At 28.0% G+C, this 24769-nt stretch carries 26 protein-coding genes; 16 read left to right on the top strand and 10 right to left on the bottom strand.

Translation table 11 applies throughout. The annotated features are described in order from the left end of the window. Nucleotides 1–7: 7 nt before the first annotated feature. Genes ACD570_RS06665 through cmoA form a run of 10 tightly spaced genes read left to right on the top strand, consistent with a single transcriptional unit; the run spans nucleotide 8 to nucleotide 9137 of the window. Nucleotides 8–478 (top strand): RNA pyrophosphohydrolase, encoded by a 471-nt coding sequence (locus ACD570_RS06665; RefSeq protein ID WP_200280096.1) that lies wholly within the window; start codon nucleotides 8–10, stop codon nucleotides 476–478. Then, nucleotides 478–1680 (top strand): aspartate kinase, encoded by a 1203-nt coding sequence (locus ACD570_RS06660; protein WP_200280099.1) that lies wholly within the window; start codon nucleotides 478–480, stop codon nucleotides 1678–1680. Before ACD570_RS06665 ends, ACD570_RS06660 begins: the two co-directional genes overlap by 1 nt. Then, nucleotides 1677–2213: a HobA family DNA replication regulator gene (locus ACD570_RS06655; protein ID WP_200280102.1), complete on the top strand. Its 537-nt coding sequence runs from the start codon at nucleotides 1677–1679 to the stop codon at nucleotides 2211–2213. Before ACD570_RS06660 ends, ACD570_RS06655 begins: the two co-directional genes overlap by 4 nt. 3 nt (nucleotides 2214–2216) lie before the next feature. Further along, nucleotides 2217–2822, top strand: coding sequence for a DNA polymerase III subunit delta' (locus ACD570_RS06650; RefSeq protein WP_337198532.1), 606 nt, complete (start codon nucleotides 2217–2219; stop codon nucleotides 2820–2822). 1 nt (nucleotide 2823) lies between these two features. Beyond that, nucleotides 2824–3966, top strand: coding sequence for a dihydropteroate synthase (gene folP, locus ACD570_RS06645; RefSeq protein ID WP_337207423.1), 1143 nt, complete (start codon nucleotides 2824–2826; stop codon nucleotides 3964–3966). A 1-nt stretch (nucleotide 3967) separates the two neighbouring features. Further along, the gene (ligA, locus tag ACD570_RS06640; RefSeq protein WP_337207421.1) at nucleotides 3968–5908 is read left to right on the top strand and encodes an NAD-dependent DNA ligase LigA; all 1941 of its coding nucleotides are present in this window, start codon (nucleotides 3968–3970) and stop codon (nucleotides 5906–5908) included. Further along, the gene (locus tag ACD570_RS06635; RefSeq protein WP_337207420.1) at nucleotides 5905–6879 is read left to right on the top strand and encodes a hypothetical protein; all 975 of its coding nucleotides are present in this window, start codon (nucleotides 5905–5907) and stop codon (nucleotides 6877–6879) included. The genes ligA and ACD570_RS06635 overlap by 4 nt, the downstream gene beginning before the upstream one ends. Further along, nucleotides 6876–7622 carry a TlyA family RNA methyltransferase gene (locus tag ACD570_RS06630; RefSeq protein WP_200280118.1) on the top strand — a complete coding sequence of 249 codons (747 nt, stop codon included), beginning with the start codon at nucleotides 6876–6878 and terminating at the stop codon, nucleotides 7620–7622. Before ACD570_RS06635 ends, ACD570_RS06630 begins: the two co-directional genes overlap by 4 nt. Then, nucleotides 7591–8436 (top strand): bifunctional riboflavin kinase/FAD synthetase, encoded by an 846-nt coding sequence (locus ACD570_RS06625; protein ID WP_337207418.1) that lies wholly within the window; start codon nucleotides 7591–7593, stop codon nucleotides 8434–8436. The genes ACD570_RS06630 and ACD570_RS06625 overlap by 32 nt, the downstream gene beginning before the upstream one ends. After that, nucleotides 8433–9137 (top strand): carboxy-S-adenosyl-L-methionine synthase CmoA, encoded by a 705-nt coding sequence (cmoA, locus tag ACD570_RS06620; protein ID WP_200280124.1) that lies wholly within the window; start codon nucleotides 8433–8435, stop codon nucleotides 9135–9137. Before ACD570_RS06625 ends, cmoA begins: the two co-directional genes overlap by 4 nt. A 2-nt stretch (nucleotides 9138–9139) precedes the next feature. Here the strand turns inward: cmoA and ACD570_RS06615 are convergent, their stop codons facing one another. From ACD570_RS06615 to nth, 4 genes are all read right to left on the bottom strand, one after another. Next, nucleotides 9140–9346 (bottom strand): EexN family lipoprotein, encoded by a 207-nt coding sequence (locus tag ACD570_RS06615; RefSeq protein ID WP_337198564.1) that lies wholly within the window; start codon nucleotides 9344–9346, stop codon nucleotides 9140–9142. 66 nt (nucleotides 9347–9412) lie between these two features. Further along, nucleotides 9413–10054, bottom strand: coding sequence for a trimeric intracellular cation channel family protein (locus tag ACD570_RS06610; RefSeq protein WP_200280127.1), 642 nt, complete (start codon nucleotides 10052–10054; stop codon nucleotides 9413–9415). 9 nt (nucleotides 10055–10063) lie between these two features. Continuing rightward, a complete protein-coding gene (locus ACD570_RS06605; protein WP_417904253.1) occupies nucleotides 10064–10714 on the bottom strand; it encodes a DNA/RNA non-specific endonuclease in 651 nt (216 codons plus the stop codon). Next, complete coding sequence (gene nth / locus ACD570_RS06600) at nucleotides 10714–11337, bottom strand: endonuclease III (RefSeq protein ID WP_200280133.1); 624 nt, start codon at nucleotides 11335–11337, stop codon at nucleotides 10714–10716. Before nth ends, ACD570_RS06605 begins: the two co-directional genes overlap by 1 nt. Before the next feature lie 81 nt (nucleotides 11338–11418). On the opposite strand from nth, the gene ACD570_RS06595 reads away from it, so the two are divergent. The 5 genes from ACD570_RS06595 to ACD570_RS06575 all read left to right on the top strand — a co-directional run bounded on the left by ACD570_RS06595 (nucleotide 11419) and on the right by ACD570_RS06575 (nucleotide 16630). Next, on the top strand, nucleotides 11419–12240 hold the full coding sequence (locus ACD570_RS06595; RefSeq protein WP_200280136.1) for a peptidylprolyl isomerase: 822 nt from the start codon (nucleotides 11419–11421) through the stop codon (nucleotides 12238–12240). A 1-nt stretch (nucleotide 12241) separates the two neighbouring features. Then, nucleotides 12242–13306 (top strand): class II fructose-bisphosphate aldolase, encoded by a 1065-nt coding sequence (fbaA, locus tag ACD570_RS06590; RefSeq protein ID WP_200280301.1) that lies wholly within the window; start codon nucleotides 12242–12244, stop codon nucleotides 13304–13306. Nucleotides 13307–13395: 89 nt separating this feature from the next. Next, complete coding sequence (locus ACD570_RS06585; protein ID WP_337199881.1) at nucleotides 13396–14811, top strand: MotA/TolQ/ExbB proton channel family protein; 1416 nt, start codon at nucleotides 13396–13398, stop codon at nucleotides 14809–14811. After that, on the top strand, nucleotides 14808–15761 hold the full coding sequence (locus ACD570_RS06580) for an OmpA family protein (RefSeq protein WP_337196592.1): 954 nt from the start codon (nucleotides 14808–14810) through the stop codon (nucleotides 15759–15761). Before ACD570_RS06585 ends, ACD570_RS06580 begins: the two co-directional genes overlap by 4 nt. An 11-nt stretch (nucleotides 15762–15772) precedes the next feature. Further along, complete coding sequence (locus tag ACD570_RS06575) at nucleotides 15773–16630, top strand: 1-aminocyclopropane-1-carboxylate deaminase/D-cysteine desulfhydrase (protein ID WP_337207414.1); 858 nt, start codon at nucleotides 15773–15775, stop codon at nucleotides 16628–16630. Nucleotide 16631: 1 nt separating this feature from the next. Here the strand turns inward: ACD570_RS06575 and ACD570_RS06570 are convergent, their stop codons facing one another. Next, entirely contained in the window at nucleotides 16632–17087 is a 456-nt protein-coding gene (locus ACD570_RS06570; RefSeq protein ID WP_337207412.1) for a low molecular weight protein-tyrosine-phosphatase, read from the bottom strand. Nucleotides 17088–17141: 54 nt separating this feature from the next. Here ACD570_RS06570 and ACD570_RS06565 point away from each other — a divergent pair, with 54 nt between their 5' ends. After that, complete coding sequence (locus ACD570_RS06565; RefSeq protein ID WP_337196590.1) at nucleotides 17142–18305, top strand: MFS transporter; 1164 nt, start codon at nucleotides 17142–17144, stop codon at nucleotides 18303–18305. On the opposite strand, the gene ACD570_RS06560 is transcribed toward ACD570_RS06565, so the two are convergent. The 5 genes from ACD570_RS06560 to purD form a co-directional block, all read right to left on the bottom strand. Beyond that, nucleotides 18302–18787 carry a DNA-deoxyinosine glycosylase gene (locus ACD570_RS06560; protein WP_200280154.1) on the bottom strand — a complete coding sequence of 162 codons (486 nt, stop codon included), beginning with the start codon at nucleotides 18785–18787 and terminating at the stop codon, nucleotides 18302–18304. The two genes, ACD570_RS06565 and ACD570_RS06560, sit on opposite strands and share 4 nt — an antisense overlap. Then, entirely contained in the window at nucleotides 18784–20901 is a 2118-nt protein-coding gene (locus tag ACD570_RS06555; RefSeq protein WP_239820450.1) for a polyribonucleotide nucleotidyltransferase, read from the bottom strand. Before ACD570_RS06555 ends, ACD570_RS06560 begins: the two co-directional genes overlap by 4 nt. 69 nt (nucleotides 20902–20970) lie before the next feature. After that, nucleotides 20971–23022, bottom strand: coding sequence for an LPS-assembly protein LptD (locus tag ACD570_RS06550; RefSeq protein ID WP_337196589.1), 2052 nt, complete (start codon nucleotides 23020–23022; stop codon nucleotides 20971–20973). Continuing rightward, nucleotides 23012–23464, bottom strand: coding sequence for an RDD family protein (locus ACD570_RS06545; protein WP_200280164.1), 453 nt, complete (start codon nucleotides 23462–23464; stop codon nucleotides 23012–23014). Before ACD570_RS06545 ends, ACD570_RS06550 begins: the two co-directional genes overlap by 11 nt. After that, on the bottom strand, nucleotides 23461–24711 hold the full coding sequence (purD, locus tag ACD570_RS06540; protein ID WP_337196588.1) for a phosphoribosylamine--glycine ligase: 1251 nt from the start codon (nucleotides 24709–24711) through the stop codon (nucleotides 23461–23463). The genes ACD570_RS06545 and purD overlap by 4 nt, the downstream gene beginning before the upstream one ends. Nucleotides 24712–24769: the final 58 nt, after the last annotated feature.

The raw sequence follows: 24769 nt of genomic DNA, 5'->3' as shown, positions 1-24769 counted from the left end.
GAAAAAAGTGGAAAAAGAAAAAAAATATAGACCAAATGTTGCGGCTATTGTTTTGTCAAGTCACTATCCTTTGGAATGTAAAATTTTTATAGCAAAAAGAAGCGATATGGATAATGTTTGGCAATTTCCACAGGGTGGTATTGATGAAGGTGAAAAAACTAAAAATGCTTTATTAAGAGAACTTAAAGAGGAAATCGGCACTGATGAGGTTGAAATCATTGCTGAATATCCAGAATGGTTAAGCTATGATTTTCCTGAAAGAGTTGCTCAAAAAATGTATCCTTATGATGGACAAATTCAAAAATATTTTTTAGTACGTCTAAAGGATAATTCTAAAATCAATATACAAACAAAACATCCCGAATTTAGCGCTTATCAATTTGTTGAGGTGAAACAAGTTTTTGAAATGATCCATCATTTTAAAAAAAATATTTATATTAAGGTGTTGAAGTATTTTGAAGAGAAAGGTTATATCTGATGCTTATAGTTCAAAAATATGGTGGAACGAGTGTTGGTAGCTTAGAACGCATTGATGCGGTTGCAAATCGTGTTATAGAGAGTGTAAAACAAGGACATCAATTAGTCGTTGTAGTTTCTGCTATGAGCGGAGTTACTAATACTCTCATAGAACAAGCACAATATTTTAGCTCAAATCCTAATGGCAAAGATATGGATATGCTCTTAAGTAGTGGAGAGCGTGTTACAAGCGCTTTGCTTTCTATTGCCTTAAATGAAAAAGGATTTAATGCTATTTCATTTTCTGGAAGAAAAGCAGGTATTATTACAGATAGTGTTTTTACTAAAGCTAGAATTTCTTATATTGATTCCGATGCTATAAAAAAAGCTTTAAATGAAGGAAAAATAGTTGTTATTGCTGGATTTCAAGGTGTTGATAAAGAGGGTAATGTAACTACTTTAGGGCGCGGTGGGAGTGATTTGAGTGCTGTTGCTATAGCTGGAGCTTTAAATGCTGATTTGTGTGAAATTTATACTGATGTTGATGGAGTATACACAACCGATCCGCGTATAGAACCTAAAGCTAAAAAGCTTGATAAAATTTCTTATGAAGAAATGCTCGAGCTTGCAAGTTTAGGTGCTAAAGTTTTGCAAAATCGTTCGGTTGAGCTTGCTAAAAAGTTAAATGTAAATTTAGTTACTAGAAGTAGTTTTAATAATAATCAAGGAACAAATATAACAAAAGAGGATGGAATGGAACAAGCTTTAGTTAGTGGTATTGCTTTAGATAAAAATCAAGCAAGAGTAACTTTAAGAAATGTAGAAGATAAACCAGGAATTGCAGCTGAAATTTTTTCTATTTTAGCGGATGAAAATATTAATGTAGATATGATTATTCAAAATGTCGGAGTGGATGGAGCAACCAATTTAGGTTTTACTGTACCTCAAAACGAATTAGAATTAGCTAAAAATGCTATAAAGAAAATTTTACACTCAGATACTATAGTAGAAAGCGATAGTGCTGTAGTAAAAGTATCTATAGTTGGTGTTGGAATGAAATCTCACTCTGGGGTAGCAAGTAAAGCTTTTAAGGCTTTAGCAGATGAAAATATCAATATAGGTATGATTTCTACTAGTGAAATTAAAATTTCCATGATAGTGCATGAAAAATATGGAGAACTTGCTGTAAGGGCGCTGCATGAATGTTATGAGCTTGATAAATGAGTGATTTTTTAAGTTTTACACTTGAAAATATACGCAATGGCGGAACTTTTATGGCGTGGATGGAATCTCGTCGTTTAGAGTGGGCACCTTTAATGCAGGTCAAGCTTAAATATTTACTTGAAGGACGTACGTTTGTGTTAATGTGTGATGAGCAAAGATCTTGGTATGAAGAATATTTTTTAAAAAATATTAATACAAAAACAAATCGTCCTATGTTGCCTTTTGTATCTTTAAATTCTTTATGCAAAAAAAAGATACAAAAAGCTGAAGAAATTGCTTTACTTAATGATTTACTTGATATTACTTTTCCTAATGGTTATGTATATTTTTATATAGGATCTACTATGGATGAAAAATCCTTGATAGCTAAATCTAAAAATGATAGTTTACTATGGCTTTTTGATGAGCAATTGCAAAATAGCTTTTTTCTTAATTCTAAAGACAAAGATCTTGATATTAAACTTATTAGCCTTTATAAGCTTTTAGATTTAAGTTTAGATGCAATTTTATTTTCTAAGGTTAGTTTGGGATAATTTGTGTTTATAAGTAAGATTTTAATCAGTGAAGATTTTGAGCGTATTAAAGAGGAAATGATTGAAAAATACGGATATAATCGTTTAAGATTTATTCCCAAAATTCCAGCAAGCGATTTTTTGCTTGATGATGCAAGATTGGTTGAAAAAGAAAGTTATATAGCAGAAGTTGATGAAAAAATTATTATTTTAATGGCACACAATTTTAGAATAGAAGCGCAAAATTTTTTATTAAAGCTTCTTGAGGAACCTCCTAAAAATATTAAATTCCTTATAGTTGTACCTTCTAAAAATTTACTTTTACCTACGATTAAATCGCGTCTTATATGTGAAAAGCGTAATACAAAAAAAACAAAAAACCATTTAAATTTAGATTTGAATAAAATGGATTTGAAAATATTGTTTGAATTTTTACAAGAAAATGAAAATCTAGATAAAAATGAACTCATGGAAAAAATTATTCTTTTAACTGAGCAAATGGTTAAAATAAAAGATTTTAATGAGAAAGAACTTGAATTTTTTTATGAAAGTTATGAGTTGGCAAAGCTTAATTCTAAAAGTTCTTTAATCTTGGCTACGCTTTTGCTTAATTTTTATACAAAGAAATAAAATGAAATTTTATAAAATCAACCCTGATACTGATTTTAATATAATTTGTTCTTTTATAAACCCTCATCAATTCGGGCGAAAAATTATGAGTCAAAAGACGCAAATTCATTTTGTCTTGATTAAAAATTTAAGTATAGCAGCTGCAAATATTTTAAAGCAAGATGCTTTGAGGGTTGGAGCTGAATTAGTAACTCACAAGGAAGTTATTACAGCCAAGATAACTCATTCTAATGCTCTTTTAATGGCAACAAAAGAACAAATTCAAAAATTAATATCAAAGGAAAAACTTCAAGATTTTGGGCTTAAAAAATTAGCTCTCTTTTTAGAAAAAGACTTTTTTAAACCTGAAAAAGTTGAGCTTATGGTAGTTATGAATATTAATGAAGATAGTTTTTATGTTAATAGTCGTGCCAGTAAAGATAATTTTGAAAAAAAATTAAATGAAATTTTAGCTTTAAATCCTGATTATATAGACATTGGTGCGGTAAGCTCAAGACCTGGGAGTCATTATTGTGGAAGAGAGGAAGAATTTAAAAGGCTTAAAAACATCCTTGATTTAATTTATTCAAAAAAATATTATGAAAAAAGTATTTTTAGCTTAGATAGTTTTGATGAGTTTTGTTTGAAATATGCTTTAGATAGAGGTTTTAAGCTGATTAATGATATTACTGGTTTAAAAAATGAAAATTTAGCTAGGCTTGCAAGTGAATATAAAACGAAGTATTGTTTAATGCATATACAAAAGGAACCAAGTATTATGCAAAATAATCCTTATTATGAAGATGTGCTTGATGAAATTAGTTTATTTTTTAAAGAAAAACTTGAAATTTTAGATAAATATGGAGTAAAAGAAAGTATTTTAGATGTTGGAATTGGTTTTGGAAAAAGTGCAGAACATAATATGATTTTAATTAAACATTTAGAACATTTTTTGCAATTTAAAAAGCCCTTACTTATAGGCGCAAGTCGGAAAAGCGTAATAAATGCTTATTTTCCGAGTGAAATTAAAGATCGTTTAGCAGGAACTTTGTATTTGCATTTAAAAGCTTTTGAAAATGGGGCAAGTATTATAAGAGTACATGATTTGTATGAACATCAACAACTTTTTGCTTTAGCAAGTGCTATGAAAAATATAGGAGTATAGGATGACTAAAGAAGATTATTTAAGAAAAGTAGCTTTAGCCAATGAATGGATGAAGGCTTATTATGAAAAAGATGAGCCTTTGGCAAGCGATGAGGAATATGATGCTTTAATTAGAGAATTAAAAACTTTTGAAAGTCAAAATGAAAATGATATTTCACCTAACTCACCAACACAAAAAATAGCTCCTACTATACAGAGTGAATTTAAAAAAATCACTCATCTAAGTCGTATGTGGTCCATGGAAGATGTTTTTAATGAAGAAGAATTAAGAGCTTGGGCAAAGCGTGCAAAATGTGAAAATAATTTTTTTATAGAGCCAAAATTTGATGGAGCGAGCTTAAATTTACTTTATGAAAATGGTAAATTAATTAGCGGTGCTACAAGAGGAGATGGAGAGCTAGGGGAAGATATTACATTAAATGTTTTTGAGATTGATAATATTCCTAAAACAATTTCTTATAAAGAAAAAATCGAGATTCGCGGTGAAGTTGTGATTTTAAAAGATGATTTTGAAAAAATCAACGAAAAAAGAGCCCAATTAAACCAAAGTTTATTTGCAAATCCAAGAAATGCAGCAAGTGGAAGTTTAAGACAACTTGATACGAGAATTACTAAAGAAAGAAATTTAAAATTTTATCCTTGGGGAGTTGGTGAAAATTCTTTAAATTTTAAAAAACATAGCGAAATTATGAATTTTATCAGAGAACTCGGTTTTTTAAAAGATGATTTTGTTAGGCTTTGTAAAGATTTGGATGAGGTTTTGTTTTCCTATAAAGAACTTTTATCTTTAAGAGATCAAAAACCTATGATGATGGATGGTATGGTAGTTAGAGTTGATGATTTGATACTTTGTAAAGAGCTTGGTTATACGGTTAAATTTCCAAAATTTATGGCAGCTTTTAAATTTCCAGCTCTTGAAAAAACGACACGTTTAATCGGGATTAATTTACAAGTAGGAAGAAGCGGCGTGATCACTCCTGTTGCTGTTTTAGAGCCTGTAAATTTAGATGGGGTTGTGGTAAAATCTGCCACTTTACATAATTTTGATGAAATTGAAAGATTGGATGTAAAAATCAATGATTTTGTTAGTGTTATAAGAAGTGGAGATGTTATACCTAAAATTACTAAGGTTTTTAAAGAAAGACGAGATGGTCTGGAGCTTAATGTTTCACGTCCTAAGTTTTGCCCTACTTGCCAAAGTGAGCTTTTGGATGAAGGAACACTTATAAAGTGTCAAAATATAGATTGTACCGATAGACTTTTAAATTCAATCATACATTTTGTTTCTAAAAAGTGCTTAAATATAGATGGGCTTGGTGAAAATATAATCGAACTTTTGTATAAAAATAAAAAAATTAAAACCATTGAGAGTATTTTTTCTTTGAAATATAAAGATTTTGAAGATTTAGAAGGTTTTAAACAGAAAAAAATTAATAATATTTTAAATGCTATAGACAATGCAAGAGAGTGTGAATTATTTCGTTTCGTCACAGCTTTGGGAATTGAACATATAGGAGAGGTGGCAGCTAAAAAATTAAGTTCGAATTTCGGTTTAGATTGGTATAAGCAAAATTTTGAATCTTATGTAAATTTAGAGGGTTTTGGAGAGCAAATGGCGACTAGTTTATGTGAATTTACTCGTGTTAATCAAACTAGAATTTGCGAGTTTTATCACATTTTAAAATTAAAAGTAGAGCAATTGGAGATTAAAGATGACAGTATTATTTTAGGAAAAACTTTTGTAATAACTGGAACGCTTTCTAAATCAAGAGATCATTTTAAAAATTTAATAGAAAAATTAGGTGGAAAGGTTAGTAGCTCTGTATCTAAAAAAACAGATTTTGTGCTTTTTGGAGAAGAGGCTGGTTCTAAATTACATAAAGCAAAAGAGCTTGGCATCAAGTGTATCAATGAAAGTGATTTTCAAGAATTAATAAAATGATTAGTTTATTAGCTTTATTTGCTTTTATTTTAACATGGCAATTTTTTGATTATGCTTTTGTTTTTTTAATTTTTATTTTTTATGCCTTTTTTAAGGAATTTTTTAGTTTTTTGAATTTTAGAAAAAGTATTATAAAAGAGGCAGTGTTAGTTAAAAATAGTTTAGCGTATAAAATCACTTCTGGGAATTTGTATATTTATATTGCAAGTTTTTTTGTAGCTTTATTTGCTATTTTTTCTTTATCTTTAATTTTATTAACATCTCAAAAACAAGATTATATTTTTTTATTTATTATTTTACCTTTACTATTGGTTTTTTTCAAAAAAAAACTTTATTTTCAACTCGTCAATAATGCTTATACTGATTTTATTATTATCCTGATATCAAGTTTTTTTACAGCGCTTTTTTATAGTATTTTTGGTCTTTTTTTTGCTACTAAGGCAATATTTACTTTACATGATTTTTATCAAAATATAATTTATTACAAAAATTCAAATTTTTTAATCTTTGATTTAATTTCTCAGTTTTTAGCTATTGTCAATGTTTTAAAAGAATATTTTTTATCTTATTTTGGAATTTTTTGGTTTAGAATTTTTAATTTTATTTTTGATTTTTTTAATTTTTTTATATTTTGTTTTTTTATTTCCTATCTTTATAATTTTGCTTTTAAAAGAAATAAAATTTATATATTTATATGTTCTTTTGTAATTTTAATAGCCTTATTTTTTTCCAAAGAAAGTAAAAATCAAAACATAAAATCTTATCATAAAGAAATTTTAACAATGATAGATAATTTTTCTTTATTAAAGGAGCAAAATCTAAGTGCTTTAAAAGAAGATAAAATTAAATGGGATAATAATTTAAAACAAATAAGAGAAATTTTAAATAAAAATACTTTTGAAATTGGTATATGGTGGTTTTCTAAAGAAAAAGAAGATTTGCAAAAATCTCTCAATGAGAGTTTAAAATGAGATATGATATTTTTATAGCAAAGCGATTAAATATCAGTAGAAATAAAGCTTTAGAGCTTATAGAAAATGAAGAAATTTTACTCAATTTAAAAAGATTTAAACCTTCTTTTGATATTAAAAATTTACTTAATCAAGAATTATCTCAAGAAGAGATTTTATCTTCCAAAGAATTAGTTTTAGAACTTTTAAGTAAAACTTATGTTTCAAGAGCTGCTTTTAAGTTAAAAAGTTTTTTAGAAGATAAAGATATAAATATATCAAATAAAATTTGTTTAGATGTGGGTTCTAGTACAGGTGGGTTTGTGCAAATTTTACTTGAAAAACAAGCTTTAAGAATTGTTGCTTTGGATGTAGGAGATAATCAACTTCATCCTAGTTTGCGAGATAATACCAAAATTAAAATCGTTGAAAATACAGATTTAAGGGTATTTAAAAGTGAGGAAAAATTTGAAATTATTACTTGTGATGTGAGTTTTATTTCTTTGCATCATCTAATATTTTATATTGATGAGTTAGCTTTAAAAGACATAATTTTACTTTTTAAGCCTCAATTTGAAGTTGGAAAAAATGCAAAAAGAAGTAAAAAAGGCGTTGTTAAAGATGAAAAAGAAATTCAAAAAGCAAAAAAAGAATTTGAAAAAGCCTGTATCCGTTTAGGATGGGTTTTAAAAACTTGCGAAGAGTCTAAGATAAAAGGAAAGGAGGGTAATATTGAATATTTTTACCACTACAGCAAAAAATAAGATAAAATCTTTAGCTATTGGTTCTTTTGATGGTCTGCATTTAGGACATCAAAAGCTTATAGATTTGTTGGATGAATTTGGTGCGATGTTAATCATAGATAAATTTCGAGGTAGAAAGCTTTGCACCCATAAAGAAAAGCAAATTTTATCAAAAAAACAAATTGTAAATCTTGACTTTGGAAGTATTAAAAATTTAGATGGTAAAGAGTTTTTAGATTTTTTAAAAAAAGAATTTGTTTCTTTAGAATGCATTATTGTTGGTTATGATTTTTGTTTTGGTAAAAATAAAGCTTATAAAGCTAAAGATATAGAAAAATTAAGCGGAATAAAAACAATCATAGTGGATGAATTTTGTATTGATGGATTAAGTGTGCATACAAGTTTAATTAAAGAATTTCTAGCTAAAGGTAAAATTGAAAAAGCAAATCTTCTTTTAGGAAGAAATTATTCTATAAAAGGCAAACATGTTAAAGGACAGGGGCTTGGTTCAAAAGAACTTTATGCAACCTTAAATTTAAAATGTGATAATTATGTTTTACCTAAAGAGGGTGTTTATGCTACCTTAACTCAAATAAAAGATAAAATTTATAAAAGTGTGAGTTTTTTAGGATTACGCTCTAGTGATGGAAAATTTGCTATAGAAAGTCATATTTTAGAAGAATTTAATCAAAATGTTGCTTTGGGGGAAATAATAGAAATTCAATTTATATTTTTTTTAAGGGAAAATTGTAAATTTCAAGATTTAATACAATTAAAAAAACAAATTTCTAAAGATATACAAATGGCTAAAAACTATCTGAAGGATTCTAAATGAAAGATGAAATTTTTAAAAAAAATCAAAAAAAACAGTTTGAATTTGATAAAAATGTGGCTAGTGTTTTTGATGATATGATTAGTCGTTCTGTGCCATTTTATAAAGAAAATTTAGAACTTTGTGCCAAATTAATTGCAAAGATCGCAAACTATGGTGTTAAAGTTTGCGATCTAGGTTGCTCTAGTGCTAATTTTTTAATTTTTTTAGCTAGTTTAAGGAAAGATTTTCGCTTTTTTGGAATAGATAATTCTCTACCTATGCTTGAAATAGCAAAATCAAAAGCAAGTGCATATGGCTTAAATATAGAATTTATTGAAGGTAATTTGTGCGAATTTAACTTTTTTAATAGTGATATTTTTATTTCAAATTATACTTTACAATTTATAAGGCCCCCAAAAAGACAAGAGCTCGTAAATCAAATTTATAAAAATTTAAATAAAAATGGTATTTTTTTAATGAGTGAAAAAATACTTTTTGAAGATGCATTTTTATCTAAAAATATGATTGAAATTTACGCTGATTATAAACAGAGTCAAGGATATTCCAAATTTGAGATTGCTGCAAAAAGGGAAGCTTTAGAAAATATTTTAATTCCTTATAGCGAGAAGGAAAATATTTCTATGCTTGAAAACGCAGGATTTAAAAAAATAGAAAGTATCTTTAAATGGGCAAATTTTGAAAGTTTTATAGCTTTTAAATAGAATTAATTTCTTAAACTTTCATTATCATCCCAATCTTCTTTAGGTATAGCTACGCTAAAAGCATTGACACAATCTTGACTAATAATAGATTTAAGTCTGCATTCGTCGCTTTTTTTCTTGGCTTCTTGTGGATGAGTTTTATAGTATTCTACGCTTTTTGTTTGCTCGCAAGCGTTAAACATAATACTTGTAGTCAATAAAAACAACATTTGAATAAAAAAAATCATTATATTATCCTTTTTAGTTATTATAGCAATAAAATTTTTTAATTATATTTAATGATTAATTTCTTTTTCATTGTAAGAAAATACAGGCAAAGCCCATTGATATTTAATAGCCAAAAGTCTTAAGATAACTCCTATAAATAAAGTAACTAAAGTGCAAAGAAGGGTATGAATTTGTAACCACATTATTAAAAGATAATAAAGTGCGCCTGTTATGATAGCAATGCCTGCATAAATTTCTTTTTGAAATACAAGTGGAATTCTCATACAAAAAATATCTCTTAAAATACCACCAAAGACACCTGTAATCACAGCTGCTACAATAGCAATAATAAAACCATAATTTAATTTCATAGCAATTTGTGCACCAAGTATGCTAAAAACAACAAGTCCTATAGCATCTAGTGTTAAAAATAAAGATTCTAATTTTGTTACTATACTAGGAATTCTAGTTGCTGCAAGAGCAAAAAAACAAACTAAAAGTATATATTCTGGATGTTTCACCCAAGTAAGCGGATAATGTCCTAAAAGAACATCGCGTATACTCCCACCACCTATAGCAGTAACTAAGGCTATAAACATAACCCCAAAAAGATCCATTTTATGTCTTCCTGCCGCTAAAGCACCTGTCATTCCTTCTGCTGAAATTCCTATAATATAAAGTGCAGTTATTGTTAATTCATTTAAATCCATTCTTTTTCCTTAAAACTGCTCACAAGAAATTTTATAATGATTAATTTTTTCATCAACAACTTCGTGATTTGGAACCTGATAACATTCTTTAAATTTTGGAGTTTGGATGATTTTAACATAAAAACTAGGTATTGCAATGTTATTTTTTATTCGTTTTGGATTTTTATCATAAAGAACAAGATTTAAAACTTCTACACTTTGAAATTTTAAAGCCAATTCTCTTTCTCTTTGTTCAATTTCATTCCAAATTTTAGCATTAATTTGCTCATTTTGTGGAGTCATATTACTCATTAAAAAAACTGAATTTTGAGCAGCTTTACTAAAACGAAATGAAGCATTTGAAGCCGTATGTCCACGAGTATATCCACTGTGTTTATAATCGCTCCAAGTGGTGCGGTATTTTTTAGGAATATTGGTATCATCTTCAAAACGTGGTCGTTTTTTAATTTGTTTCATTTTTAAATTAGAGGATTCAACTTTGTAAGCAACTGCCTTTGTGCCCTTTAAAGAATAATCATAACAATTGATATAAAAAAAATTATTTAAAACTTGAGAACAGTTAAAAGAATTAAAATAGGATGAAAAATCTTTATTAGGTATGTAAGATTGAAGAGCAAATGCATTAAAAAAGCACAAAAATATCAAAGTGAGTGATTTCATTAAATTTCCTTATCTTTACTAGTGCAAAGATGACTTAAAAAGCATTCTTTACATAGAGGTTTTTTTGCTTTGCAGGTATATCTTCCAAAAAGTACCATAGCTTGATGAAGATAATTAAGATTATCTTTGAAAATGCGTGTTAAATCTTCTTCTGTAGCTTCTGGGGTTTTTGCTTTACTGAGATTTAGACGATGAGAAACTCTAAAAACATGAGTATCTACAGCCATAAAATTAGCTCCACACCATTCAATTAAAACAACATGAGCGGTTTTTTGTCCTACTCCTGCTAAAGATTTCAAATCTTTTTCATTTAAGGGAATTTCTCCATTAAAATTTTCACAAACAGCTTTTGCCATCTTGATAAGATTTTGTGCTTTGTTGTTAAAAAAAGAACAACTTTGAATATAGCTTTTTAAACTTGATAAATTAGCATTTGCTAAGCTTTTAATATCTGGATAAGCCTTGAAAAGATTTGGAGTGATTAAATTCACTCTTTTGTCAGTGCATTGAGCTGAAAGCATCACACAAACTATAAGCTCGTAAAGATTTTTAAATTTCAATTCTGTTACAGGCTTATCAAAATTTTTTAAAAAAAGTTCTTTAATTTGTAAATTTCTTTTCATTTTTTTATTTTAGTTAATTTGCTTTAAACCAAGTTGAGATATAATAGAATTATCTTATATTTTAATTAAAAAGGAAACTCGATGAAAAAAATTTCTCTAGTCGCGGCAACTTTGTTTTTTGGTGTAGCTTTAAGTGCAAATGCAGCTACAATAGCTACCGTAAATGGTAAAAATATTAGCGATACTGAGGTAAATGATTTTTTTGCTCCTATGCTTAGAGGTCAAGATTTTAAAACTTTACCTGATAATCAAAAAAAGATTCTTTTACAACAATATATCATTCAAGATTTAGTTTTACAAGATGCCAAAAAACAAAATTTAGAAAAAGATCCACTCTATATGAAAGAGCTTGATCGTGCAAAAGAAAGCATCTTGGTTAATGTATATCAAGAAAAAATTTTAAATTCTATTAAGATAGATCCAGCTAAAGTTAAAGCTTTTTATGAACAAAATAAAGATAAATATGTAAAACCTGCTTCAGTTCAAGCAAGACATATTTTAGTTTCTAGTGAAAAAGAAGCTAAAGAAATTATTAATGAGCTTAAAAAATTAAAAGGCAAGGCCTTAGAAGATAAATTCAGTCAAATTGCTAAAGAAAAATCTATAGATCCAGGTTCAAAAAATCAAGGTGGGGAGCTTGGTTGGTTTGACCAATCAACTATGGTGAAACCTTTTACAGATGCAGCTTTTGCACTTAAAAATGGTACCATTACAACAACTCCAGTAAAAACAAATTTTGGATATCATATTATCTTAAAAGAAAATTCACATCCAAGAGAGCAAATTAAATTTGAAGATGTAAAACAAGGTATTGAAAATGGACTTAAATTTGAAGAATTTAAGAAGGTAATGAATCAAAAAGGTCAAGAACTTTTAAATAGTGCTAAAGTTGAGTATAAATAAAATGGGTGTTTTAGATATAGTTAAACCAGGAGTTATAAGCGGTAGTGAGCTTAATAAAGTTTATGAGTATGCCAAAGCAGAGGGATTTGCAATCCCTGCTGTTAATGTTGTTGGAACAAATTCTATTAACGCGGTTTTAGAGGTTGCTAAAAAAGTAAATTCTCCCGTAATTATTCAGTTTTCTAATGGGGGTGCTAAATTTTATGCCGGAAAAAATTGTTCTAACGGAGATGTTTTAGGTGCTGTTAGTGGTGCTCAACATGTTCATTTGCTTTCTAAAGCTTATGGAGTTCCAGTTATTTTACATACTGACCATGCTGCCAGAAAGCTTTTACCTTGGATAGATGGCTTGATTATGGCAAATGAAGAATTTAAGAAAAATCATGGACAAGCTTTATTTAGTTCTCATATGCTTGATCTTAGTGAAGAAAGCTTGGAGGAAAATTTAAGAACTTGTGAAGAGTATTTAAAAAAACTTGACATTTTAGGGATTTGTCTTGAGTTAGAACTTGGTTGCACGGGTGGCGAAGAAGATGGAGTTGATAATACAGGTATTGATAATGCTAAACTTTATACTCAGCCTGAAGATGTAGCTCTTGCTTATGAAAGACTTGGAAAAATTAGCGATAAATTTTCAATTGCAGCAAGTTTTGGTAATGTACATGGGGTCTATAAACCTGGAAATGTAAGCTTGCAACCTGAAATTTTGAAAAATTCTCAAAAATTTATAAAAGATAAATTTGGACTAAATAATGATAAGCCAATTAATTTTGTTTTTCATGGTGGAAGTGGAAGTGAATTAAAAGATATTAAAGATGCAGTAAGCTATGGCGTGATTAAAATGAATATTGATACAGATACTCAATGGGCTTTTTGGGATGGAGTTCGTGAGTATGAAGCTAAAAATCATGCTTATTTGCAAGGTCAAATTGGAAATCCAGAAGGCGATGATAAACCAAATAAAAAATACTATGATCCACGTATATGGCTAAGATCAGGTGAAGAAAGTATGATTAAGCGTTTAGAAATTGCTTTTGAGAATTTAAATTGTATCAATAAAAACTAAGTTTTATACTTAGTTTTTATTTTAGTTTAAAGATTATTTTTTAAATAATTTTTAGAGTAAAATTTTATTTTTATTAGGGATTGTTTATTATGGAAGTAAAATCGGATGAAATTGCAGAACTTATTTTGCCTGAGAGTAAAGAAAGAAAAGGATATTTTGTTTATTTAAAGATTATTTTTATTCCTGCTTTGCTTTATTTTTTGATTTTGCTAGGTTATTTTCATGTTATTAATTTTGAAGTTGAATTACATACGGTTATTATGACAGGAATTATTTTTTTTGTAGCCCTTATTTTTGCACGTCATAATTCTGAATACGCCTATAGCATTTTTGAGCAGCAAAAAGATGAATTTAAGCAAGCTTTAAAAAGATATATTATGAAACATTTTCTTGCTATAGGCAAAGATACTAAATCAAATGCAAATTTCGATGATTTTGCTTATAGTTATATTAAAGAAACTAGAAATGAAAATTTTGCAAGTATAGGTTCGGCTATATTTCCTATGATGGGAATTTTGGGAACTTTTATTAGCATTGCAATTTCTATGCCAGATTTTAGTTCTAGTAATACAGCGGCTTTAGAGCAAGAAATTGCAAACTTATTAAGTGGAGTAGGGACTGCTTTTTATGTTTCAATTTACGGTATTTTTTTAGCTCTTTGGTGGATTTTTTTTGAGAAATTTGGCAAAAGTAAGATTGAACGTTTATTAAATCGTCAAAAAAATTCTACGAGTGGATTTTTTTGGACAAAAGAAGAACTTGATCAAAGATATTTGAGTGAAAGCTTACAACATTTTGAAAAAATTGGTGCTATTTTTAAACAAGTAAGCAATCAGGATTTTTTTGCAGAACTTGATCATGCAATCGATAGAAAATTTAAAATTTTCCAAGATATGATTAATGTTGAAGAAAAAGCTATAAGATTAAGCGGGGAGCATATTAAACAAACTATGGGAGAGTTAAGCAGAGCACAAAGAGATCAAAGAGATCTTGGTAAATTGTATAGTGAAATGCTTAATGGTATTGGTATGCTTAATCAAAATCTTAAAGAAGTTAATATGCGTATGTCAGAACAATACAATCGTTTATTGGATATTAGTAATGAAAAAATTCAACATTTTGATAAAACTTTAGGTATTTTTACAGACGAAGTGGAACGTTTTAGTCATAATTTTAAACTTTATGAACAAGAAATGCTTCAAAGTCAAGAAAAGATTTTTGAAGGTTTTAAAACAAGTCTTTTTGAGGGAATGCATAAATTTAAAGAAATATATGAAGAAGAAAAAAATATCGATGAAAAAATTAAAATGATGGGAGAATTTAAAAAAGAAATTCAAGATCTAAATGAAGAAACTAATGAAATGATCAAAAAAATTGGTAAAGAAGTAGAAGAACAAGAAGCCAATAACGAAAATAAAAATATAGAAGAGTTAGATTTTACTCAAGAAAATGAGCAAGAAAAAGAAGTAGATTTGGAAAAAACAAGCAAAGAAAATCAATCATGAAAAATGATTTTAAAGAAGATAATAATTTTTGGATAGCTTATGCTGATTTAATGGCTGGTTTGCTTTTTGTTTTTATTTTACTCATAGGTGCCATTGTGGTTAAATATGTTTTAACCCAGAGTGATTTAAAAGAAATTAAAGATAGTTTAACCAAACAAGAAGCGCGCTTAGAAGAAAGTAAACAAGAATTAAAAAATAAAGAAGCAATAGTTTTTAAGCTAAGTTCTGATTTAAACAATGCCTCAAGTGCCTTAGATCTTGCAAAATTGCAAAAAGCAGAACTTGAAGCAAATATAACTAATTATAAACAATTAAGTCAGGATTTAAATTCAACCCTTGATAATAAAGATAAGCAAATTCTTATTTTGCTTGGACAGCTTGAAAAAAAAGATGAAGAATTGGCTAGTTTAAAAGAAGAATTTAATCAAGCTAAAGAAAAAATTCAAAATTTAGGTCTTATGCGCGAGAATTTAAGCAAGGAACTACAAAAAAAACTTGATAATAATATTACAATTAATGATAAAACAGGGGCAATTTCTTTGCCTGCTGAGGTTTTATTTGATAAAGATTCTTATGTTTTAAAAAATGAAGCAAAAGCAAAATTAAGAAAAATTTTAAGCGAATATTTTGATGCGATTATGAATGATCCAAAGATTTTATCTAACATTGAAAATATTATTATTGAGGGACATACAGACAGTGATGGATCTTATATTTATAATTTAGATTTATCTCAAAAACGAGCTTATGAAGTGATGAATTTTATTTATAGTTTCTATAAAGATCCAAGGCTTCAAAAACTTTTGATGGCAAGCGGTCGATCTTTTTCTGATCCTATTATGAGTAATGGTGTAGAAGACAAAGATAAAAGTCGTCGCATAGAAATAAAATTTAGTATTAAAAATGATAATGCTTTAAAAGACGTAGAAAATTTTTTTGAATTTCATTAAAATCTTATGAAATGTTAAAATCTGCTATTGATAAAATTTATTTTAAAGGGTTTGAATTTTATATAAAGCGTGATGATTTACTAGGAGAAATTAATGGTAATAAAGCTAGAAAGCTTGCCTTTTATTTTGCTCAAACTTATGCTAAACATCAGCGTTTTATTAGCTATGGCGGTATTCAAAGCAATGCAATGGCTGCGCTTAGTCTCTTTTGTTTTAAAAGAAATATAAAATTTATTTTTATTTGTAAAAAAATTCCATCCTATTTAAAAGAAAATCCGTGTAGTAATTATGCTCTAGCTTTAAAAAATAGGGTTGAAATTATAGAAACTAATAATAACTTAAAAGAATATGCATTATCTTTATGCAATAAAGATGATATTTTTATTGAACAAGGTATAGCCAATTTAAACGCAGAACAAGGTTATAAGGAATTAGCAAATGAAATTAAAAAACAAAGCTTGGAATTGAATTTGCAATTTGATATTTTTTTACCATCTGGAACAGGAACTTCTGCTGCTTTTTTAGCTAAACATTCTCAATTTAAAGTTTTTACTTGTGCGTGTGTTGGCGATGAAGATTATTTAAAAAAACAGATTTTAGAATTAATACAAGATTATAATTTTAAGAATTTACAAATTTTAAAGAAAAATAAAAAATATCATTTTGGAAAACCCTATAAAGAAATTTACCAACTCTATCAAGAAATCAAACAAGAATGTTCTATAGAATTTGATTTACTTTATGATATGATAGGTTTAAGTGTTGTATTGCAAAGAAAGTGGGAAAAACCCTTGCTTTATATACACCAAGGAGGAATTTTAGGAAACTCTTCCATGTTGCAAAGATATGCTTTTAAGGGTTTTAATTAATTTATTTTTTCAAAAAATTTAAAAGATTTTCACAAGCTAAGGAAATAATTTTATATGTTTCATCAAAATTTTTACTATACCAAGGATCTGGAATTTCATTATAACCTAAATCAGGAGCAAAATCAGTCATTTTTAAAAGTTTATTTTCAACGTTATTAAATTTTTTTAAAACATTATTAAAGTTAGAATTATCCATAGTGATTAAAAAATCACTTTCATTGCAGAGTTTTTGTGTGAGTTTTTTACTCTTAAAATTTTGATGCTTAATATTAAGGCTTTCAAGTTTGGTTTTTGTTCCAAAATGCATTCCTTCACCATCGTGCTCTCCTGAAGTACCCGCACTGGTAACGAAAAAAAATTCTTCTAATTTATTTTTTTTAATTAAATCCTTCATGACAAATTCAGCCATAGGAGAACGACATATATTGCCTAAGCATATAAAGGTTATTTTTTTCACATTTTTTCCTTATGTTTTAATTAAAAATTATAAAAACTATCATACAATAAAATTATGGAAAAATTCAATAAAACTTTGTGGATATGTTGGTTTGGAGTTTTTACTACAAGCATGGGTCTAAGCCAAATTGCTCCTATTTTACCTTTATATATAAAAGAATTAGGACATATTAATCCCAATGATATTGCATTTTATTCAGGACTTGCTTTTGGTATAACTCCACTTGGAATGGCTATTTTTTCACCTCTTTGGGCTTTTTTAGGTGCAAAATATGGTTATAAAAATATGTTACTTCGAGCAAGTTTAGGAATGTCAATTTTAACTTTATGGCTTAGCTTTGCTCACAATGCAACAGAAGTAGTTTTAATCCGAGCTTTAACAGGAATTGTTTCGGGTTTTACATCTGCATGTGTTGTTTTTATAGCAGTAATTGCTCCTAAAGAAAAAGTCGCTTATGCCTTAGGCACTCTTTCTACTGCTTCAGTTAGTGGTAGTCTAATAGGACCTTTATTTGGTGGGTTTGTTGCTGAATTTTTAAGCATTAGTACTGTCTTTGATCTTATAGCATTTTTAATAGCTTGTTCATTTATTACAATTTATTTTTTTATTCATGAGGATAAGAGAAATAAAGAAATTCGTCAATATACCCAAAGAAAAAAAGAAAATAAAGTTCTTATAATTATTCTTTTTATCACAACTTTTATAATTCAATTTGGAACCTTTGGAGTTATGCCTATCTTAAGTATTTTTGTAGAAAAAATTCATCAAGGAGGTAATTTGGCTCTTTGGGCTGGAATTGTTGTGGCTTCAAGTGGGGTAAGTAATTTGTTTTTTGCGCCAAGAATTGGCAGTTTTGCGGATAAAATAGGTCCAAGTAAAATTATTTTTTCTTCTTTAATATTTTGTGGAATTTGTTTTTATTTACAATCTTTGGCTACAAATGTTTATATGTTAATTTTTATTAGATTATTAATAGGAGTAGCACTTGGCGGTCTCTTACCTTGTGTAAATGCCTTGCTTAAAAAAAGTGTGAGTGCAAAAAACTTAAGTGTTATTTTTGGTCTTAATCAAACATTTCAATTTTTAGGCAATTTTTGTGGAGCCTTTGGAGGAGGAATTATAACAGCTTATTTTAAAATAGAAATGGTTTTTATTCTTATATGCTTTATTTTTATATTTAATGCTTTAATTTTTTTGTTGTTTAAAAAATATATTTAATTTTTTAAAATTTGCTTGATTTTTTTATATTCATATGTAAGCTGTTCAAGGGAAAAATTTAAATTTGCAGGGGATGTAGATGGTAGGGCAATAGCTTCTAGATTAGGATAGAATTTTTTAAAAAAATGATAAGCACTTTTTCCTGTGGTAAAGATGTATTCTATTTTGGCATGATTTAAGATGATATTTAAATCATTGGCTTTAGCATAACTTATAGTTTTATCATCAGAATTTTTTATTTTGCAACTTTTGAGTATATCCCAAAGGGCTATTTTTTGATTTTTTAAAAATATTTTTTGTTCTTTTATACTTGTTAATTTTACAGAGAATAAAATTTCAAAAATAGGCCAAAATCTATTTCTTGGGTGTTGATAATAAAAACCATCTTTTCTGGATTGGATCGAGGGAAAAGACCCTAAGATTAAAATTTTAGAATTTCTGTTAAAAAAGGGTTTTAAAGGATGAGTGAGAAAATCACTCATTCGCATAAATCCACAGAAATTTTACCATTTTTAATTTCGCTAACTTTTACTCTTAAAATATCTTGTTCTTTAATATCTAAATGTTTTATTTTAGAATGATGAATCAAGCCATCTATATCATCTTTGAGTTCTACAAAGGCTCCAAATTGAGTAATTTTCTTAACCACTCCTTCAAATTCTTGGCCAATTTCAAATTCTGCTATTTTCTTTTCTTTCAAGGATTTTTTATGGGTTTTATGAGAAGTTGTGATATTTATAATATAATTTTTAGCAGCTATAATTTGTTCATTATTGCAGCCTGAAATTTTTACTTCTCCCTTATCTCGATCAAGATCAATAGATACATTAAATTTTTCTATGATTTCTTTAATTGTTTTGCCACCTTGGCCTATAATATCTACAATTTTAGATGGTTCGATATTAAATAATTCTATTTTTGGTAAAATTTCCTCATTAACAATAATTTCTTTTGCTGCTTTTTCCATAATATTTAAAATATGCAATCTTCCTTCTTTAGCTTGATAAAGGGCAATTTTTAATTTTTCTTGATCTATGCCACCAAGTTTGATATCCATTTGTAAAGCAGTTATACCATTTTTATTTCCAGCAACTTTAAAATCCATATCTCCATCATGATCTTCAAGTCCCATAATATCGGTTAAAACTGCAAATTGGTCATTTTCAAAAATCAATCCCATTGCAACTCCAGCAATCAGATCTAAACTAGGAACTCCTGCAGCACGTAAGGCCAAGGATCCTCCACAAACTGTAGCCATAGAGCTTGATCCGTTACTTTCTAGAATTTCACTAACTAAGCGAATAACATAAGGATAATCTTGCGGTATACTTGGATATAGAGCTCTTTTTCCTAAATTTCCATGCCCTAATTCTCTCCTACTTGGTGCTTTAATAGGACTAGCTTCGCCTACTGAAAAACCTGGAAAATTATAATTTACCATAAAGCGTTCACTTACAGGATTTTTTTCATTGAGTAAATCTATCATTTGAGCGTCACTATCTCCACCTAGAGTTGCTACAACTAAAGCTTGCGTTTGACCTCGTGTAAAAAGACAAGATCCATGAGCATTAGGGAGTATGTTTGTTTCTATGCTAATAGGTCTTACTTCTTTTAAGCCTCTACCATCTGCTCTTTTTCCTTCATTTAGAATTTGAGAGCGTATGATATTGCGTTTGACTTTATTTAAGGTATTAAGTATGCTTTCTTCATCCCATTCTTTAGCAATATCTAATTTTATAATTTTTTCAGCAATTTTATTTAATTCACTAGCTCTTTCACTTTTTGCCATTTGATTAATAGCTTGTTTAATATCATTATAAAAATTATTTTCTAAAAAGGTAAAAATTTCTGGATATTCAATTTCTTCTTTTAATTCTATAGAATTGTCTTTTTTATGATTTATAAAGGTTTTTTCATAAATACTTGACCCCTCTAGAATTGCTTTTTGAGCTAAACTTAAAGCCTTTAAGGTTTCATCTTCACTTAATTCATTCATAGCTTGAGTATTTTGGCTAAACTCATCATTTGGTAAAGCTCTCATTTCTATCATTAAAAGTTCATCTTTTACTCCAGAAACATAAAGATCTAAAGTACTTTTTTTAAGTTCTTCATTGGTAGGATTTAGGATAAAATTATTATCAATACGCCCTATACGAACTCCACAAACTGGAGCTTTTATAGGAATATCACTTAAATAAAGTGCTACGCTAGCAGCATTTAAGCTCATTACTTGCAAATCTGTTTGAGAATCTACTGAAAGAACCATAACTACAATTTGAGTTGGATAAGTATATCCTTTTGGAAAAAGTGGACGTAAAGATCTATCTATGATTCTAGCTGTAAGAGTTTCTGCATCAGTCGGTTTAGTTTCTCTTTTAACATAGCCTCCTGGAATTTTACCTGCAGCGTAAGCTTTTTCTATATATTGGACAGTTAAAGGTAAAAAGTCTTCTTCAACAAGCTTTTCTTCTCTTGCAACTGTTGCCAATATAACACTTTTGCCTTGTCTCATTAAAACAGCACCAGAGGCTTGTTTTGCTACTTTGTCTATATCAAAGATTTCTATATTTTTATTAACTTGAATTTCATATTGCATCGTCTTTCCTTTTTTTCCAGATAATAAATGGGTTAAATTTTTAAAAATATTAAGCAAGTATCTTTCCTTTTAAATTTTATTTTCAGTTTCAGTTAGCGAAAAATCATATTTGATTCCGCCTATTGGATAAAAATTAAATACAAAATAAACTCCACTTTGGTTTTTAGCGGTAATTCCAGCACTTGTAAGCTGTGGATCAATTCTTTCTCTATACATTAAAGAATAATTCCAGCATTTTCTTTGAAAAGTATAGCCAAATTCCCACATATTTGCATGTGATCTTTGGGTGTCAAGCCAAATGCCCCCAAATAAATTATAATTTGGTGTTATAATATAATTTGCATGCGTTCCTATAAAATTATATTTGCCATATTCATTATTTTGATAGGCGTGTGAAAAATTTAAGTTAAAATCAAAATTAGAACTTAATTCGATTTGATTAATTACATTAGTAAATCTTTGCTCTCTATAAGAATAAAATGTTTCATTGCTTAAATTGATATAGTCATTATAGTAGTAAGTTATTAAATTTTTTAACTGATTAAAATGTTGTTTTTTATTTAAATATTCAAGATTAAATTTATGTTTTATTTTTTTTTGGCCTAAATCATTATAAAAATATTGAATCGTGTAAAAATTTATTTGATCATCTTTTTGTGTAGTGGATTCTTCAAGATAGTTTTCACTAATATTTCCAGATTTTGCTCCAAGTAATGAATATTCTAATCCAAAATTTAAAGTATGAAAAAAATACCCATAATTTTTTGAAAGATCTGTATAAAAATTAAAACTATGGGTATTTTGGAAATAATGTTCATGATCTTTTCTAGGATCATGAGTGTAATTAACAAAAGAGGCGAAAAGATTTTCTGTAAAAGTAAAATGAAGCAAATCGTTAAAAAAAGCATTGTGATATGAAATTGGCAATTCTAAATTAATTTGATTTGCATAAGGACCTACTTGACGATAAAAATTATGAAAAGTGGCATCAAAAGAATAACGCAAACGTTCATCAAATAAATTATTTAAAAATCTATGATATTGAAAGCTTGGATATTCTTGCAAGGTTGATTTGTTATTTAATTTAGAGGTATCGATATAGTATTTTCCATAAATTCCATAATAATTATTTTCATCGGCTAAGAAATAATTAACTCTAGAAGTGACTAGTGAGTTAAGATCATAAGTATCTTTTGAGCTAAGATTAAAATAATCAACATCATTGATATAAATTCCATCAATCCATAATCCCTCTTGGAAATTATCTCCTAATAGGGATTTAAACAAGTCATCTCTAATGTATTTTAATTCAATACCAGCATGAGTTTTATTTTTTAAATTTTCTTTGCGATAATAAGAATATTTTTCTCTAAATCCACCAAAATTAAGTTCACCCATAGAATAAGGTGAATCTACAAATCTTAAAGTAGAGTAAAGTCCAAAGCCTCTATTAGTCCTAATTTGTGGATCAAACTGCAAATCCCAATTTTCATCTGTTGCTATATAAATAGGCTGTTCATAGTATAAACCTTCGCCTCTTTTTAAAATAATTTTAGGAACCAAAAGTCCACTTTGTCGGTGTGTATCAGCGCTAAATCCAAAATAAGGTAAATAAAATACAGGTATATCTTTAACGTATAATCTTGCATTATATAAGTGAACAAAATTATTTTTTCTATTTAACCAGCCTTTAGAAAATCGAATTTCCCAATCTGGATCTTCGACATTACAACTAGAAACAGCAGAAATATCACTTTCAAAAATTTTATCATTTAAATAACTTTTTTTACTTTGAAACCAAACTTCTAGATTATTATTAGAGAAGAAAAAATTATTAAAATATGCTTCATTGGAATTTAAATTTATTTTTGCATAATTTGAATGGGAACGTTCATTTTGTCCTCTTAAAATATTAACATCACCAAAGAGTTCTATATCTCCACTTTTCTCATTGTATATTGCTTTATTTGCGGTGATGAAATAAAAATCTGAAAAAATAACTACATCATTTTTTGCAGTAAGTATATCTCCTTCTTTTTTTGCATCAAGCGCATAAATATCAACTTGTGCTGCATTTAAGGCAATTTTTGCAAAACATAAAAATAAAAATTTACGCCACATTGACCACTACTGTTTTTGCTGCATAATCTTCCCATGTTTTACGCAAATTATTACTTAAAGCCCATGCAAATCCTAAAAAAAACGCACTATTGCTAAGTTCGCTAACACTAGATCTTATGCAACTTTGTATCAAATTAGGTTTATCTAAAACATCTTCATCTAAAATAATTATTTTACATATCATTTTTCCCAAGCTTGCACCATATAAATAGGTAAAAATGATTTGATAAATTAAACGAATTAAAATAAAACTTAAGCCAAAATTACGTGATACTTCAATCATTTCCATCAAATCTTTTGCCTGAGATAAGGGAGTATAAAAGATTATATAAATAATAAAAGAAAGGATAAAATTATCTATAAAATAGGCTAAAACCCTTTTTTTAAAACTAGCAATACTTAAATTTTCACGTTCTAATCGAGTGGCTAAATCTTCTTTCATTGGGTGACCTGATAAGCGATATCTTTTCTAAATTGTTTTCCTTTAAATTCAATATTTTCGCAAAGTTCGTAAGCTTTTTTTTGTGCTTCTTTTATATCTTTGCCTACGCCAACACAGACTAAAACACGACCTCCATCAGCCATTAATTTACCATTACTTAAGCTAACTCCAGCATAAGAAATATGAGTATTTTCTGGAATACTTTTTATAGAAATTTCTGTTTTTTCAGAGCTTTTATAAGGATAATTTTCACTAGCACAAACAACTCCTACAGCGTATTCTTTTTTTATATTAATTTTTGTATTTTTTAAGCGTTTTTGGGTTGTAGCTAAAATCAATTCCAAAGGATTTTCAATTAAAGGCATTAACACTTCACATTCTGGATCACCAAAACGTACATTAAATTCTAAAACATAAGGCTCTTGATCGACAACCATAATTCCTATAAATAAAACTCCGCTAAATTCACTATTTTCTTTTTTCATTCCAGATAAAGTAGGAATAATAATATCTTTTTTAATTTTTTCAAGTAAATCTTCACTAGCTAAAGAGCTAGGAGCATAAGCGCCCATACCTCCAGTATTTGGCCCTTTATCTTGATCAAGAAGTTTTTTATGATCTTGAGCTGCAGGTAATAAGATGAAATCATCTCCATCGCAAACTGCAAAAATACTAAGTTCAAATCCATCTAAAAATTCTTCTATTACTATACATTTTCCAGCATCTCCAAAGCTTTCTCCGCTGAGCATTTTAGAAGCTGAATCAATAGCTTCTTCATAAGTTTGTGCGATAATTACGCCTTTTCCAGCACATAAGCCATCCGCTTTTATAACTATAGGTGGTGTTAAAGTTAAAATAAATTCTTTAGCTTTTTCTAAACTATTAGTATTTAAAAATTTAGCTGTTTTAATTTGATATTTCTGAAGAAAATTTTTCATAAAAGATTTTGATGTTTCAAGCATAGCTGCTGCTTTGCTTGGTCCAAATATAGTAAGATTATGTTGTTTAAAAATATCTACAATTCCTTGAGCTAAAAAATTTTCACTTCCCACAATACAAAGATCAATTTCATTTTCTTTTGCGTAATTTGCTAATTCTAGAGGTTTTTCAAGATTAATATTTGTGCCAAGATTTTCAGTTGCACCATTTCCAGGAGAAAAGAAAAGAATCAAATTTTGATCTATATTTTTTAAAGCTAAAGCGATAGAGTATTCTCTGGCACCACTACCTAGAATCATTATTTTCATTGATATTCTCCTTTAATAAAACCCAAACAGCCGCTATTGTAGTTGACCCCAAAAAGTC

The sequence above is a fragment of the Campylobacter sp. LH-2024 genome, assembly GCF_048270605.1.
In the GTDB taxonomy this organism is placed as follows: domain Bacteria; phylum Campylobacterota; class Campylobacteria; order Campylobacterales; family Campylobacteraceae; genus Campylobacter_D; species Campylobacter_D molothri.
The sequence above is the reverse complement of the archived record's forward strand: the minus strand, read 5'-3'. Positions and strand labels throughout refer to the sequence as shown.

What these genes read in the sequence shown, in the direction of transcription:
- ACD570_RS06660 (WP_200280099.1), top strand. Translation starts at nt 478, where the DNA reads ATGCTTATAGTTCAAAAATATGGTGGAACGAGTGTTGGTAGCTTAGAA.
- ACD570_RS06655 (WP_200280102.1), top strand. Translation starts at nt 1,677, where the DNA reads ATGAGTGATTTTTTAAGTTTTACACTTGAAAATATACGCAATGGCGGA.
- folP (WP_337207423.1), top strand. Translation starts at nt 2,824, where the DNA reads ATGAAATTTTATAAAATCAACCCTGATACTGATTTTAATATAATTTGT.
- ligA (WP_337207421.1), top strand. Translation starts at nt 3,968, where the DNA reads ATGACTAAAGAAGATTATTTAAGAAAAGTAGCTTTAGCCAATGAATGG.
- ACD570_RS06635 (WP_337207420.1), top strand. Translation starts at nt 5,905, where the DNA reads ATGATTAGTTTATTAGCTTTATTTGCTTTTATTTTAACATGGCAATTT.
- ACD570_RS06630 (WP_200280118.1), top strand. Translation starts at nt 6,876, where the DNA reads ATGAGATATGATATTTTTATAGCAAAGCGATTAAATATCAGTAGAAAT.
- cmoA (WP_200280124.1), top strand. Translation starts at nt 8,433, where the DNA reads ATGAAAGATGAAATTTTTAAAAAAAATCAAAAAAAACAGTTTGAATTT.
- ACD570_RS06615 (WP_337198564.1), bottom strand. Translation starts at nt 9,346, where the DNA reads ATGTTGTTTTTATTGACTACAAGTATTATGTTTAACGCTTGCGAGCAA.
- ACD570_RS06610 (WP_200280127.1), bottom strand. Translation starts at nt 10,054, where the DNA reads ATGGATTTAAATGAATTAACAATAACTGCACTTTATATTATAGGAATT.
- ACD570_RS06605 (WP_417904253.1), bottom strand. Translation starts at nt 10,714, where the DNA reads ATGAAATCACTCACTTTGATATTTTTGTGCTTTTTTAATGCATTTGCT.
- nth (WP_200280133.1), bottom strand. Translation starts at nt 11,337, where the DNA reads ATGAAAAGAAATTTACAAATTAAAGAACTTTTTTTAAAAAATTTTGAT.
- ACD570_RS06595 (WP_200280136.1), top strand. Translation starts at nt 11,419, where the DNA reads ATGAAAAAAATTTCTCTAGTCGCGGCAACTTTGTTTTTTGGTGTAGCT.
- fbaA (WP_200280301.1), top strand. Translation starts at nt 12,242, where the DNA reads ATGGGTGTTTTAGATATAGTTAAACCAGGAGTTATAAGCGGTAGTGAG.
- ACD570_RS06585 (WP_337199881.1), top strand. Translation starts at nt 13,396, where the DNA reads ATGGAAGTAAAATCGGATGAAATTGCAGAACTTATTTTGCCTGAGAGT.
- ACD570_RS06580 (WP_337196592.1), top strand. Translation starts at nt 14,808, where the DNA reads ATGAAAAATGATTTTAAAGAAGATAATAATTTTTGGATAGCTTATGCT.
- ACD570_RS06575 (WP_337207414.1), top strand. Translation starts at nt 15,773, where the DNA reads ATGTTAAAATCTGCTATTGATAAAATTTATTTTAAAGGGTTTGAATTT.
- ACD570_RS06565 (WP_337196590.1), top strand. Translation starts at nt 17,142, where the DNA reads ATGGAAAAATTCAATAAAACTTTGTGGATATGTTGGTTTGGAGTTTTT.
- ACD570_RS06560 (WP_200280154.1), bottom strand. Translation starts at nt 18,787, where the DNA reads ATGAGTGATTTTCTCACTCATCCTTTAAAACCCTTTTTTAACAGAAAT.
- ACD570_RS06555 (WP_239820450.1), bottom strand. Translation starts at nt 20,901, where the DNA reads ATGCAATATGAAATTCAAGTTAATAAAAATATAGAAATCTTTGATATA.
- ACD570_RS06550 (WP_337196589.1), bottom strand. Translation starts at nt 23,022, where the DNA reads ATGTGGCGTAAATTTTTATTTTTATGTTTTGCAAAAATTGCCTTAAAT.
- ACD570_RS06545 (WP_200280164.1), bottom strand. Translation starts at nt 23,464, where the DNA reads ATGAAAGAAGATTTAGCCACTCGATTAGAACGTGAAAATTTAAGTATT.
- purD (WP_337196588.1), bottom strand. Translation starts at nt 24,711, where the DNA reads ATGAAAATAATGATTCTAGGTAGTGGTGCCAGAGAATACTCTATCGCT.